We start from the raw sequence: 12,788 nt of genomic DNA on the forward strand, positions 1-12,788 counted from the left end.
GCGGCGCGCGTCACGGGCGGACGAGCGCGTAGCCGACGCCGTGGACGGTGCGGACGACCTCCGACCCGAGCTTGCGGCGCAGGGCGCGGATGTGGCTGTCCACGGTCCGGGTCGCGGCGGCCTCGGAGAAGCCCCAGATGTCGGAGAGCAGCCGCTCCCGCTCGAAGACCTGGCCGGGACGCTCGGCGAGGCGCCGCAGCAGGTCGAACTCGGTCCGGGTGAGCTGCGCCTCGGTTCCGCGCACGAACACGCGGCGCTCGGCCGTGTTGATCTCGACCTCGCCGATCCGGATCACCGTCTCCTCCTGGGCCAGCAGGCCGGCCCGCTCCACCCGCCGCAGCAGCGCGTGGATGCGGGCGACGAGTTCCCGCATGCTGAAGGGCTTGGTGATGTAGTCGTCGGCGCCCACGCCGAGGCCGACCAGCACGTCGGTCTCCTCGCCGAGCGCGGTCAGCATGAGCACCGGCACCGGGCGGGCGGCCTGCATCCTGCGGCAGACCTCCAGGCCGTCCAGGCCGGGCAGCAGCCGGTCGAGGACCACCAGGTCGGGCTCGGCCTTCGCGTAGGCCGCGAGCGCCCCCTCTCCGTCGCCCGCCACCCGCACGTCGAAGCCCTCCGCGAGGAGCCTGAGGCGTACGGCGTTCGCGATGGTCTGGTCGTCCTCGACCACGAGCACACGGCGTTGCTGGGGGAAGGCCATGCAGGAAGCGTAGGACCCGCCTGTGCAGAAGCGCCGTGCGCATCTGTGCAGATCCCGTGCAGCGCATCACGCACCCGGGCGGCGGCGCCCGGCCGCGGCGAGGCGGCCGGGCCACTCGTGACCTGCGGCGGCGTCCGCGCCGATTCCGCCGGTCGTGGTTTCGGGTCCAGGTTCCGGGTAGCCCGCATATGACCAGGAAGGAGGCGCTATGGACCGCCAGACAAGGCCGGAGACCATGCGGGAGAACGACGTGATCGATCTCCTGATCCAGCAGCACGCCCTCATCCGGGAGCTGTTCGACGAGGTGGACAGATGCCGCGGGAAGGAGCGCAAGGAGGCCTTCAGCCGCCTCGCCCGCATGCTGGCCGTGCATGAGACGGCCGAGGAGGAGATCGTCCATCCCTACGCCCGGCGCAAGCTCGTCGGCGGGGACGCGATCGTGGACAACCGCCTGCAGGAGGAGGAAGAGGCGAAGGAACTGCTCTGCCGTCTCGACGAGATGGACGCGACGGCGCCGGGGTTCACCCAGGAGCTGGAACGGCTCAGGGCCGCCGTGTTCGCGCACGCCGCCGCCGAGGAGCGCTACGAGTTCTCCGAACTGAAGGCGTGCACCTCCGAGGGCCAGCGCAGGGCGATGGCCGTGGGGGTCAAGGCCGCGGAGGCGGTCGCGCCCACGCACCCGCATCCGGGGGTCACCTCACCGGCCGAGAACATCCTGATGGGCCCCCCGCTGGCGATCATGGATCGCGCCCGCGACCTGATCCGCAAGGCGATGGGCAAGCCCGAGTCCGGCGAGGGCTGAGCGCCGGCGGCGTGTGCGGAACTCGCCGCCCGCCCCGGGCGTTGTCCAGGCGACGCGGACGATCCCCCTTTGGGGATCCACACGAAAGGCCTGACGATGTCGCCACTAGGCAAGTACTACGTGGGCGCGGCGGTGGTGGCCGTGCTGGTGTTCATCCTGCCGGTGCCGACGCTCCTGGCCTGGCTGATCACGCTCGGTGTGCTGGGCGCCCCGGTCGTCGGTTACTTCATGCTCGACGAGTCGCAGCGGGCGCGCCTCAAGCGCGTCCGGCGCCGTCAGATCGGCGGCTGAGGCCCCGGCGCCGGAAGGTCCTGGCCGCCGCCGCCCCCACGGGCCGCGCGGCCGGGATCCCGCACGCCCTCACGAGGTGGCGGCGATCGTCCTGCGGACCCGCTCGGTGACGCTCCGCTCCAGCACGAAGGACAGGAACGGGATCGTGCCCGACACGAGCACGAGCAGCAGGTAGCCGATCGACCAGCGCGCCTTGATCAGGCCCAGGTTGATCGCGGCCACCAGGTAGACCATGTAGAGGAAGCCGTGGATCGGCCCGACCACCGCGACCATCGTGCCGTTGTCGAAGCCGTACTTGACGACCATGCCGACACAGAGCACGAGCAGCATGACGCCGACGACGTACGCCATGACGCGGTAGAAGTTGAGCGCGGACTCCACGTCGATCAACACCTCTGCTGGGGAAACGGTCACCACACGATATCCGTGCCGGCCGCCGGTTCCGGTTCCAGGGCCCGGAGCGGGAGTGCGTCAGGCCTCCACGGGCGCGGCCGGCCCCGCCGACTCCGGCCCCTTCGACTCCGGCCCTGAGGGCTCCTGCCCCCGTCCGCGCAGGGCGTCGCGGACGAAGTGGAACCACATGTACACCGCGAACAACGCGAAGACCCACCACTGCAGCGCGTAGGCGAGGTTCCGCCAGGTGAGACCACCACCGATGGTGGGGGCGGGCACGGCCACGGGCGTGGCGCGAGAGGGCGGCTCCTGGGTGGTGGCGACGACGAATCCGTCCCGCACTCGCGCGTCCGGCCACATGTTGATCAGCTCCGCCGTCGACACGGTCGCCACCTGGCCGCGCGGGAGCAGCCCGGTGCGCTGCACGTCGCCGGTCTGCTCCGCGTGCCGCAGCCGTCCGGTCACCGTGACCGTGCCCTCCGGCACGGCGGTCGCGGGATCCCCGGCCGAGCGGACCCAGCCGCGTACGACCGGGACGACCGTACCGTCCGTGAGCCGCAGCGGGGTGAGCAGCCAGAATCCGTCTCCCCGGGCGGCCCGTCCGCCGGGCGCGGCGACGTCGGCGACCCGGTCGGCCACCAGAAGCTGGTTCGCCGCGTCGTAGGCGCCCGTCGCGGTCACCCTGCGGCCCACGTCGTCCACGGCGACGTACCGCCCGACCTGGGTCAGCTGCGTGACGGCGACCGGAGCGGGATCGGGGGCCCGCCGGGGCGCGCCCGACGACTCGAAGACGCCGAGCTGCCAGCGGCCGAGGAACGTGAACGACACGAGCACCCCGATGACCAGCAGGTGCAGGGCCACCAGCCGGGGAGACAGGAGGGTGCGCAGCATGGTTACCACGCTATCCGCCGGTCGCGGCGGTCCCGCACGCGCGCCGGGGTTGTCCGGTGACCGGCGGCGGCGCGCGTCCGGCCGGGCCCGGCGGCGGGAGAGCGTGAAATCCGACAAATCGCAGCCAGGGGACCTCGTCTGTCGCTAGAGTCGTGCCCATGTCCGACCCTCAGATCGACCCGGCCGGAAACACGCAGGCTTTCCGGGTGTTCGCTCAGCAGCAGGACGCGGAGATCTCCCAGGAGCGGCCGTCCCGCCTGCCGATGTGGATCGCCATCGGTGTGGCGCTCGTCGTCGTCCTCGCCGTGGTGGCGTACCTCCTGGTTCGCTGACATACCTATACCAGCCGCCGACGACCGCGCCCGTCGGCGGCTTCACCATGCCCGGGCAATCGGGGCCTGGACCTCTCGGGCGCGGTCGTCCGCCGGTTCAGCGGTGTGTGCCGACCACGAGGGCGCTGCCTCCGCCTCGGCGTGCGGGTTCGGCGACGGCCTGGACCTTGCCGTCGCGGAGGAACTCCAGGCCGGTCGCCGCGCCGATCTCCCCCGCCGGTGGTCCGGGGACGTCCGTCAGCGTGTGACCGAGCGCTGTCAGCTCCGCGCCGTACCGCTGGGTGAACGCGGGCTCGGCCTGGGTTGCGGCGGTGTTGCGCTGTGAGGCGCGCGGCGCGGCCACGGCGTCGGGCAGGGACATGCCGAAGTCGAGCCGGTTGACCAGGATCTGCAGCACGGTCGTGATGATCGTGGCGCCTCCGGGCGAACCCACGGCGAGCAGGGGCCTGCCGTCCTTGAGCACGATCGTGGGGGCCATGGACGAGCGCGGGCGCTTGCCGGGAGCGGGCAGGTTGGGGTCACCGGGCGCCGGGCCGAAGGTGAAGTCGGTCAGCTCGTTGTTGAGCAGGATGCCGCGGCCCGGCACCACGATCCCGCTGCCGCCGGTCTGCTCGATCGTGATGTTGTAGGCCGCCACGTCGCCCCAGCGGTCGGTCACCACGAGGTGGGTGGTCTCCGGGCCCTCCTTCTTCTCCTCCGGCGCCGAGGCCGCCGGGGCGGCGGACGCGCAGGCGGAGTAGGAGCCGTCGGGGGATCCGGGCGCGGCGGGGTGCGGCATCGCCCGCGGGCCGATCAGGCAGGCCCGCTCCTTGGCGAACCCGTCCGACAGCAGGTCCCCGAGCGGCACCCGCGTGTACGCGGGGTCGCCGACGTAGGCGTTGCGGTCGGCGAAGGCGAGCCGGGAGGCCTCCAGGTACTCGTGCAGGCCGATCTTCGGCAGCGCCTCCAGGATGTTGAGCGCCTCGCCCACCGTCGATCCGCCCGAGGACGGCGGCGCCATGCCGTACACGTCCAGGCCCTTGTACGTGACCTTCGTCGGCGGCCGTTCGAGTGCGCGGTAGGCCCTGAGGTCGCTCACCTCCATGAGCCCGGACCGGACGTTCCGGGTGGCGCCCGCGCGCACCGGCGGCTTCTTCACCGTGTTGACGATCTCGCGGCCGAGGTCACCGCCGTACAGCCAGGCCGGGCCGCGGATGCCCAGCTCACGGTAGGTGCGCGCGAGGTCGGGGTTGCGGAAGACCGACCCGACCGGCGGCGGCTGCCCGCCCGGCAGGTAGAGCGCCGCGGTCGGGGTGAAGTCGGCGAACCGGTCGGCGTTCTGCTGGGTCTGGTCGTAGAACGTCTGGTCGACGACGAAGCCTTTGTCGGCGATCTCGATCGCTGGGCGCAGCGCCTGCCGCAGCGACATCGTGCCGTACTTCCGCAGCGCCAGGTCCCACTGCGCGACGCTGCCCGGCACGCCCACCGACAGGCCGCTGCTGACCGCCTCGGCGAACGGGATGCCCTCCAGGGCCGTCGAGGTCATCGCCCGGGGGGCGGTCTCGCGGCCGTCGATCGTGGTCACCTTCCGGTGGCGCGCGTCGTAGTAGACGAGGAAGCCGCCGCCCGCGAGACCGGCCGAGTAGGGCTCGGTCACGCCGAGCGCGGCCGCCCCCGCCACCGCCGCGTCCATGGCGTTGCCGCCTTGGCGCAGCACCGTGAGCGCGGCCTTGCTGGCGTCGAGGTCCACGGTGGCCACCGCCCCGCCGTACCCCTCCGCGACCGGCCGTTTGACCTCCTTGGGAGGTGGCGTGTGTACGGCCGGAGCCGCCTCGGCGGGCGGGGCGAGCAGGCCCGCCAGCGTGAGCACTCCCAGCGACGTGACGACGACACTCCTCATGCGTGCGGCACCTCCACCACGTGAACGATCACTACAGCATGACTCACCGGAGTCAGATCGAAACGGGAATGTCCACTTTTGGACGCCCGCCGGGCTACTCCCCCGGACGTACGCGGCCATGCGGCCACGGTCGGATGCGACCATCGGCGGGAAGGGCCTAGCGTGCGGATGTGCGCTCCCGTTCCGACTTGTATCACCGCGTCGATCCCGTTCTGCCGGTCGTCGTCGGGATCGCCCAGGTGTTCCTGACGATCGGCGCCCAGTTCTGGCAGCTGCGCAACCCGGACCTCGGGCGGGTGCCGCTGACCTGGTGGGGCGGCGCGTTGCTGCTGATCGGACCGGCCGCCATCGCGCTGCGCCGCCGCGCCCCGGTCGTCGCGCTGGTCGTCACGCTCACCGCGACCTCGGTCTACATGCTGTTCGACTTCGCGTACGGGCCGGTGTTCTTCAGCCCGATCATCGTGATCTTCAGCGCGGTGGGGAACGGGCACCGCCGCGCGGCGTGGTCGGCGTCGGGGGCGTTCTTCCTGTTCGTGGTCGTCTACGCCACCTGGCTCATCCCCCACCGGGCCGGGCTCTTCCACCACACCGCGGTCGCGGCGTACCTGCTGCTCACGCTGACCGTCGCGGAGTGGCACCGGGTGCGCCGCGAGCGCCTGGCCGAACGCCGGCGGGTGGAACGCGAGGAGGCCAGACGGCAGGCCAGCGAGGAACGGCTGACCATGGCCCAGGAGCTGCACGACGTGCTCGCCCACAACATCTCGCTGATCCACGTGCAGGCGTCCACCGCGCTGCACCTGCTGGACGACCATCCGGAGCAGGCCCGCACCGCGCTGACCGCGATCAAGCAGGCGTCGAGAGACGTGCTCACCGAGATGCGCGGGGTGCTCAGCCTGCTGAAGGACGGCGCGCCGCGGTCTCCCACGGCCGGGATGGCCCACCTCGCCGGCCTCGCCGAGGGCAGCGGCCTGCCCGTGACCGTGGAGGTCGCCGGGGAGCCGCGCCCGCTGCCCCCCGGCATCGACCGGGCCGGATACCGGATCGTCCAGGAGTCGCTCACCAACGTCTCCCGGCACGCGCCGGGCTCCCGCGTGACGATCAGTGTCGCGTACGCCCCCGAGGAGCTGGGCCTGGTGATCGAGGACGACGGCGCGGGGGCGGCGCGCGCGGTGGCGGGGCTGGGAGGCGGCAACGGCGTCCCCGGCATGCGCGAGCGCGCGGCGGCGCTCGGCGGATCGCTCTCGGCCGGTCCCCGGCCGGGCGGCGGCTTCCGCGTGGCGGCCCGCCTCCCCCTGCCCCCGCCCCCGTTCGCCGAATCGAAGGAGCCGAAGTGATCCACGTGTTGCTCGCCGACGACCAGGCCCTGGTGCGGGCCGGCTTCCGGGCCCTGCTCGACGCGCAGGAGGGCATGACCGTCGTGGGCGAGGCGGGCGACGGCGAGCAGGCCGTCCTGCTCACCCGGGACCTGCGCCCCGACGTGGTGCTGATGGACATCAGGATGCCCGGCACGGACGGCCTGACCGCCACCCGCCGCATCGCCGGCGACCCCGGCCTCGCCGACGTCAAGATCATCATGCTGACCACCTTCGAACTGGACGAGTACGTCTTCGAGGCGCTGCGCGGCGGGGCGAGCGGCTTCCTGGTCAAGGACACCGAGCCGGCCGAGCTCATCCAGGCGGTCAGGGTGGTGGCCGGCGGCGACGCGCTGCTGTCCCCCGGCGTGACGCGCCGCCTCATCGCCGAGTACGCCGCCCGGGCCAAGGAACCGGGCGTCACCACCGGCCTCACCCCGCTGACCGAGCGGGAGCGGGAGGTGCTCGCCCTCGTGGGCGCCGGCATGACGAACGACGAGATCGCCGCCCGTCTCTTCATGTCGCCCGCGACGGCGAAGACGCACGTCAGCCGCATGATGACCAAACTGCACGCCCGCGACCGCGCACAGCTCGTCGTCATCGCGTACGAGTCGGGTCTGGTGAAGCCCGGCTGGCTGGCGTGAAAGGGCTTGAGTCTCCACCGGCTGGAGGGTCCACGCTGTGGATGTGAACGACCGCAGCGAGCCGAGCCCGCTCACGATCGGAGAACTGGCACGTCTGACCGGCGTGCCGGTGCGCACGATCCGGTTCTGGTCCGACGCCGGGGTGCTCCCGGCGGCGGGCCGGTCGGCGGGCGGCTACCGGCTCTACGACACGGAGGCCGTGGCCCGGCTGCACCTGGTGCGTACGCTGCGCGACCTCGGGCTCGACCTGCCCACCGTGGAGCGGGTCGTGACCAGGCGGACGGGCCTGACGGAGGTGGCGCGGACGCACGTCGCCGTGCTCGACGCGGAGATCCGCGTCCTCCAGGCCCGGCGCGCCGTCATGCGGTCGGTCGCGGAAGGTCACTGCACCGCTGAGGAGATGAGACTGATGCACGAACTGTCCCAGCTGTCCGCGCGAGAGCGGCGGCGGATCATCGACGAGTTCGTCGACGAGACGTTCGCCGGCACCGACCCCGCCGCGCCCGGCGCGGGGATCGCGCAGTCGATGCGCGGGCTGCCCGAGGATCTGCCGGACGAGCCCACCGTCGAGCAGGTGGAGGCCTGGATCGAGCTCGCCGGACTGGTGGCCGACCCCGGCTTCCGCGAGCGGGTGCGCCAGATGGCGACCGGCCAGGCCGAGCCGCCGCCGGTGCCGCACGACCCGCAGGCGGTCCTGACGGAGGCCGGGCGAGCCCTGGACCAGGGGATCGGCCCCGAGTCGGCGGAAGGCGGGGAGATCGTGGACCGGCTGGTCGGCCCCGGCGTGCCCGCCGACGAGCGCGCGCGGCTCGCGGACTCGCTGGAGCGGTTCACCGACCGCCGGGTGGAGCGCTACTGGCAGCTGCTCGGCGTGCTCAACGACCGGCCGCCGTTCCCGCCCTCGGTGCCGGCGTTCGAGTGGTTCATCGCGGCGCTGAGCGCCGCGCGCTGAGCGCCGCGCGCTGAGCGCCGCGCGCTGAGCGAGGCCGCGCCGGGACGTCTTCAGCGTGCGGGACGGCCCCCGGCCGTCCTCATGCGGATGACCCGGGGCGGCGCGGCGAGCGGGGCGGGCAGGCGGAGGGGGCCGCGGCCGGGGGTGAGTGAGCCCAGCACCCTCGGCCCCGACGCGCCCGTGCACGCGGGCACGGTGCCCGGCAGGCCGTGCGCGGTGAGCCAGCCGAGATAGGAGAAGGCGACGGCCTCCTTGGCGTCCGGCGGCACGCCGAGGTGATCGCTCGGCAGCATCCGCACGCCGCCGCACCGCTCGCGCAACTCCCGCATCAGGACCGGGTTGCGCAGCCCGCCGCCCGAGACCACCACCGTGCCGAGCCGGTGCCGCCGGGTCTCCGCCGCGACGGTCTCGGCGGTGAGCGCGGCCAGCGTCGCCACCAGGTCGGACAGGCCGAGCCCGTACGGCCCGGCCACCCGGTCGAGGTAGCCCGCGTGGAACAGTTCCTTGCCCGTCGTCTTGGGCGGCGGGCGGCGGTAGTAGGGCTCGGCGAGCAACTCGGCCAGCAGCCCCTCGTGGACCCGTCCCGCCGCCGCCAGCCGGCCGTCCTCGTCGTACGGCCTGCCGGTGGCGGCGAACACGGCCGCGTCCATGAGCGCCGAGGCCGGTCCCGTGTCATAGGCGAGCGGCACCGCGCCCCCGGTGCGGCTGACGGCGTGATCCTCGGCGCGGCTCACGGTGTGGCTCATGACGCGGTCCTTGGCGCGGTCCGCGTTCCGGCTCACGGCGTCGTTCTCGGCATCGTTCTCGGCGCGGTCCGCGTCCAGGCGCGTGGTGTGGTTCTCGGCGCGGCTCGCAGAGTGGTCGTGCCGGCTCACGCCGGCCGGCACGGTGAGGTTGGCGATGCCGCCGAGGTTCAGCGCGCCGGGCCGGCCCACCGGTCCGGACCGTTCGCCCGCCTCGCCTGGTCCGCCTGGCTCGGCCGGTCCGGGTGGTCCGGCCGGTCCGGGTGGTCCGGGTGGCTCGGCCGGTCCCGGTGGTCTGGCCGGTCCCGGCGGCTCGCCCGGTCCGGGTAGTCCCGCCGGTCCAGGTGGTCCGGGTGGTCCGGGTGGTCTGGGCGGCTCGGGTGGTTCGGTCAGCCCGGCAAGCAGCGGCAGGTCGAAGGCGGACACGAGCGGGGCGCCCTGCCCGCCCGCGGCCACGTCACGGGCCCGCAGGTTCGACACGACCGGCACGCCGAGCCGTTCCGCGATCCAGGCGGCCTCGCCGAGCTGCAACGTGCCGCGCACCCGGCCGTCCTCCACCCAGTGATACAGGGTCTGCCCGTGCGAGCAGACGAGGTCGGCCGGCGGGCAGCCCGCCGCCGCCTCGGCGAACGCCCGGCCCACCAGCGTGTCGAGCCGGCAGACCGCGCTCATGTCCGTGGGGTTCGGCGGCAGTGCGGCCAGGATCGCGGCCCGCAACTCCGGCGCGTACGGCGTCGTGCCGAAGTGCTCCACGACCCCCTCCACGACTCCCTCGACGGCCCAATCGGCAGGCCCCTCGGCAGCCCCGGCGAGCACGTCTCCGACCGGAACCCAGTCGACGAGCGCGGCGTCGATCCCGTCGTGAGAGGTCCCGGAGATCAGCCCGAGCACACGCACCTGCCCACCTCCAGCACGTCCCGTACCGTCCTGAGCATGGCGGAAACTTCCTCGCGGACCAGCCCCGATAAAAGAAAGCGTCATGGGCGTGTAATCTGCCCCAGGAGGTCTTCACACGGACGCGTCGCCCGTGCCGGTCACGGCGGACTTGTCTCGAAATGTGGGCTTCCGGTGCCCGTTGTCACGCCTGGGTAGGTGGCTGCGGGTTCCACGCTGATCGCGCACAGGAGAGGCTCTGACGTGACGAACGAGAACGAGGGCGCCGCGCCGGTCAATCCGATCGCGACGGTGCGTGCGGTGCTGCCCTCGCTCACCCCCGCCGCCCAGACCATCGCACGTCTCATCCTCGACGACCCCGCCTCGGTGGCCCGCAGCACGATCACGGAGGTCAGCGCGATCTCGGGGATCAGCGAGGCGACGATCGTGCGGACCGCGCGGTCGCTCGGCTTCGCCGGCTACTCCCAGCTGCGGTTCGCCCTGGCGGCGGCCGTGGCCAGGGACACCCCCGAACGGCTCGTCCCCGGTGACCTCGCCCCGGACGACCCGCTGACCGATGTGATCGCGAAGGTCACGCGGGCCGAGTCGCAGGCACTCGCCGACACGGCGGCCCAACTCGACCCCGACGACCTCGCCGCGGTGGTGGACGCCGTCGCCGCCGCCCGCCGTGTGGACGTCTACGGGGTCGGCGCCTCCGGCCTCGTCGCCGCGGACATGGTGCAGAAGCTGCTGCGCATAGGGCTGCCCGGCAACCACTTCACCGACGCGCATCTCGCGCTCACCAGCGCCGCGCTGCTGCGCGAGGGCGACGTCGCCGTCGGGGTGAGCTGCACCGGCGAGACCCCTGACGTGCTGGGACCGGTGCGCGCCGCCCGTAGGGCCGGCGCGACCGTGGTGGCGATCACCAACAACCCGCGGTCCTCCCTGGCCGGGCTCGCCGGCCACGTCCTGATCTCGGCCGGGCGCGAGTCGGCGTTCCGCCCGGGCGCGCTCGCCAGCAGGATCAGCCAGCTGCTCATCGTCGACTGCCTCTTCGTCGGCGTCGCCCAGCGCACCTTCGACGCCTCGGACGCCGCCCTCCGCGCCACCCGCGTCGCGCTCGACGACTACCTCGGCGACGCCCACCGCCGCGCCCGCACGGCCTGAGGCCCTCCCGGCCGCCGGGTCCGCCCGTCCGGCCCTGCGGTGGCGCTGCTGTCTCGCCCCTGTCGCTGCGGGGTCAGCGAAATGTTACTGGCCGAGTCCGGTCGATCACATTACGTTGCGAGCAAAGGCCCCGCCGTACGAGGAGGACACGTGAAGTCCATCGCCCGATTCTGTGGCAACTGCAGCTGTGGCTGTCCTGAGCTGTTCGTGGACGTGTCCGCTCCGGTGGAGCGCCGTGTCGTGATCACCGACGACTTCGGCCAGAGGGTGGAGATGAGTCTCGACCAGCTCGGCTCGCTCGTCGAGGCCGCGAAGACCGGCGTGCTGGACGACCTGGCGCTCACCGGCTGACCATGAACCCGGCCGCCCTGTTCGCCGGGGGCCTCGTCGCCGGTCTCGCCGCGGGCACGGCGTCGTGCGCCGCGGTCCAGGGCGGCCTCCTCATCGGCCTCGTCTCCCCCGGCTCCCCCCGATCTCCCACCTCCCCCCGCTCTCCGAGCTCTCCCACATCCCCCGACGCCCCCTGCTCTCCGGGCTCTCCGGGCTCTCCGGGCTCCCCTCGATCCATGGACGCCGCCGGAGCCGGCCCTGCCACCCGCGCCGGCCCTACCGCCGGAGCCGGCCCTGCCTCCCGCGCCACCCACACCGCCCGGGACGTGCGGGACGCGCTGCCCGCGGTGGCCGCGTTCCTGACCGCACGGCTCGCCGCCCACACCGCACTGGGGGCGCTGCTCGGCCTGGCCGGCTCGGCCGTACGGCTCGGCCCGGCCACCCGGGCGGCCCTCCTGGTCGCCGCCGGGATCGCGGTGGCCGCCCTCGCCGTACGAATGCTCGCCCGGCGCGGCCGGGCCGGATGCGCCGCCGTGCCAGACACATCGCCCGGCCACCTCGGCTGCGCGCACTCGGACAGGCACACGGACAAGCACACGGCCAGGCACGAAGACGCGCAGGACACGGCGCGGAAAGACACCGCGCAACCAGACACCGCACAAAGAGACGGCGCGTGGAAAGACAGCGCGCGGACGGGCACGCCGCCGGCAAGCGCGGTGCGGCGGGCAATGGCGCGACGGGGGACTGTGCGGCGGGCAATGGCGCGAAGGGGGACTGTGCGGCGGGCGACAGTGCGGCGGGGAACGGCGCGTGCGGCCGGGCTCGGCCTGGCCACGATCCTGATGCCCTGCGGGGTCACGGTGAGCCTGGAGGTCGTGGCCGTCTCGGCGGGATCGGCGCCGGGCGGCGCCGCCGTGCTCGCCGGGCTCGCCCTCGGCACCGCTCCGGCCCTCGCCGCGCTCGGACTGCTGCTGCGCGGGCTCGCCACGACCCGGCTCGCCGTCCTCGGCGGCGTCGCGGCCCTGGCCGCCGGGCTGTTCACCGCCGGGTCGGGCCTGCGGCTCGGCGGCTGGCTGCCGGAGTTCGGCTCCCCGGCCGCCGCGGCCGCCCGCGCGTCCGTCGGCGCGGACGGGGTCCAGCGGCTCACGATCTGGGCCACCGACCGGGGTTTCCGGCCCGGCATCGCCGTCGCGACGGCCGGACGGCCCGTCGAGATCGTCTTCAGGACCTCCGGCGACCACGGCTGCACCCGCGCCGTCGCCGTCGACGGCCGCGACGTCGTGCTCCCCGTGACGGGCGCGCGTACGGTGCGCCTGCCGGCCCGGCCGGAGGGACGGCTCCGCTACGCCTGCGGAATGGGGATGTACGTGGGCTTCATCGAGTTCGAGCGTCCCTTGACGCCAACGTCTTCCCGATAACGCTCCGTGACGTCCCGGTTA

14 protein-coding genes are annotated in these 12,788 nt (G+C 73.6%); 9 read left to right on the forward strand and 5 right to left on the reverse strand.

Going from position 1 to position 12,788, the window contains the following annotated elements; all coding sequences use genetic code 11:
* Nucleotides 1-10: 10 nt before the first annotated feature.
* On the reverse strand, nucleotides 11-700 hold the full coding sequence (locus F5972_RS00910) for a response regulator transcription factor (RefSeq protein WP_150930120.1): 690 nt from the start codon (nucleotides 698-700) through the stop codon (nucleotides 11-13).
* 208 nt (nucleotides 701-908) lie between these two features.
* Here F5972_RS00910 and F5972_RS00915 point away from each other — a divergent pair, with 208 nt between their 5' ends.
* Nucleotides 909-1,502, forward strand: coding sequence for a hemerythrin domain-containing protein (locus F5972_RS00915; protein ID WP_225311070.1), 594 nt, complete (start codon nucleotides 909-911; stop codon nucleotides 1,500-1,502).
* A gap of 96 nt (nucleotides 1,503-1,598) precedes the next feature.
* Nucleotides 1,599-1,793, forward strand: a complete 195-nt coding sequence (locus F5972_RS00920; protein WP_150930121.1) for a hypothetical protein — start codon at nucleotides 1,599-1,601, stop codon at nucleotides 1,791-1,793.
* A gap of 69 nt (nucleotides 1,794-1,862) precedes the next feature.
* On the opposite strand, the gene F5972_RS00925 is transcribed toward F5972_RS00920, so the two are convergent.
* Together F5972_RS00925 and F5972_RS00930 are read right to left on the reverse strand one after the other, a co-directional pair.
* Nucleotides 1,863-2,207: a DUF3817 domain-containing protein gene (locus F5972_RS00925; protein WP_225311071.1), complete on the reverse strand. Its 345-nt coding sequence runs from the start codon at nucleotides 2,205-2,207 to the stop codon at nucleotides 1,863-1,865.
* A gap of 57 nt (nucleotides 2,208-2,264) precedes the next feature.
* Nucleotides 2,265-3,077 (reverse strand): SURF1 family protein, encoded by an 813-nt coding sequence (locus F5972_RS00930; RefSeq protein WP_150930123.1) that lies wholly within the window; start codon nucleotides 3,075-3,077, stop codon nucleotides 2,265-2,267.
* Between the two features lie 158 nt (nucleotides 3,078-3,235).
* Between F5972_RS00930 and F5972_RS36845 the strand changes: the two genes are divergently transcribed.
* On the forward strand, nucleotides 3,236-3,409 hold the full coding sequence (locus F5972_RS36845; RefSeq protein ID WP_191909883.1) for a hypothetical protein: 174 nt from the start codon (nucleotides 3,236-3,238) through the stop codon (nucleotides 3,407-3,409).
* Nucleotides 3,410-3,506: 97 nt separating this feature from the next.
* Here F5972_RS36845 and ggt read toward each other — a convergent pair whose 3' ends face one another.
* Nucleotides 3,507-5,288, reverse strand: a complete 1,782-nt coding sequence (gene ggt / locus F5972_RS00935; RefSeq protein ID WP_150930125.1) for a gamma-glutamyltransferase — start codon at nucleotides 5,286-5,288, stop codon at nucleotides 3,507-3,509.
* Between the two features lie 170 nt (nucleotides 5,289-5,458).
* Here ggt and F5972_RS00940 point away from each other — a divergent pair, with 170 nt between their 5' ends.
* From F5972_RS00940 to F5972_RS00950, 3 genes are read left to right on the forward strand one after another with little or no spacing between them, the layout of a single operon-like run.
* A complete protein-coding gene (locus F5972_RS00940; protein ID WP_225311072.1) occupies nucleotides 5,459-6,622 on the forward strand; it encodes a sensor histidine kinase in 1,164 nt (387 codons plus the stop codon).
* The gene (locus tag F5972_RS00945; RefSeq protein WP_150930127.1) at nucleotides 6,619-7,284 is read left to right on the forward strand and encodes a response regulator transcription factor; all 666 of its coding nucleotides are present in this window, start codon (nucleotides 6,619-6,621) and stop codon (nucleotides 7,282-7,284) included. The genes F5972_RS00940 and F5972_RS00945 overlap by 4 nt, the downstream gene beginning before the upstream one ends.
* A 43-nt stretch (nucleotides 7,285-7,327) precedes the next feature.
* On the forward strand, nucleotides 7,328-8,236 hold the full coding sequence (locus F5972_RS00950; RefSeq protein WP_150930129.1) for a helix-turn-helix domain-containing protein: 909 nt from the start codon (nucleotides 7,328-7,330) through the stop codon (nucleotides 8,234-8,236).
* Between the two features lie 50 nt (nucleotides 8,237-8,286).
* On the opposite strand, the gene F5972_RS39125 is transcribed toward F5972_RS00950, so the two are convergent.
* A complete protein-coding gene (locus F5972_RS39125; protein ID WP_318527487.1) occupies nucleotides 8,287-9,876 on the reverse strand; it encodes an anhydro-N-acetylmuramic acid kinase in 1,590 nt (529 codons plus the stop codon).
* Nucleotides 9,877-10,116: 240 nt separating this feature from the next.
* On the opposite strand from F5972_RS39125, the gene F5972_RS00965 reads away from it, so the two are divergent.
* The 3 genes from F5972_RS00965 (at nucleotide 10,117) to F5972_RS00975 (ending at nucleotide 12,767) form a co-directional block, all read left to right on the forward strand.
* Nucleotides 10,117-11,019, forward strand: a complete 903-nt coding sequence (locus F5972_RS00965) for a MurR/RpiR family transcriptional regulator (protein WP_150930131.1) — start codon at nucleotides 10,117-10,119, stop codon at nucleotides 11,017-11,019.
* Between the two features lie 150 nt (nucleotides 11,020-11,169).
* The gene (locus tag F5972_RS00970) at nucleotides 11,170-11,370 is read left to right on the forward strand and encodes a hypothetical protein (RefSeq protein WP_150930133.1); all 201 of its coding nucleotides are present in this window, start codon (nucleotides 11,170-11,172) and stop codon (nucleotides 11,368-11,370) included.
* A gap of 215 nt (nucleotides 11,371-11,585) precedes the next feature.
* Nucleotides 11,586-12,767: an urease accessory protein UreH domain-containing protein gene (locus F5972_RS00975; protein ID WP_150930135.1), complete on the forward strand. Its 1,182-nt coding sequence runs from the start codon at nucleotides 11,586-11,588 to the stop codon at nucleotides 12,765-12,767.
* Nucleotides 12,768-12,788: the final 21 nt, after the last annotated feature.

The sequence above is a fragment of the Microbispora cellulosiformans genome (genome assembly GCF_008728085.1).
GTDB lineage: Bacteria > Actinomycetota > Actinomycetes > Streptosporangiales > Streptosporangiaceae > Microbispora > Microbispora amethystogenes.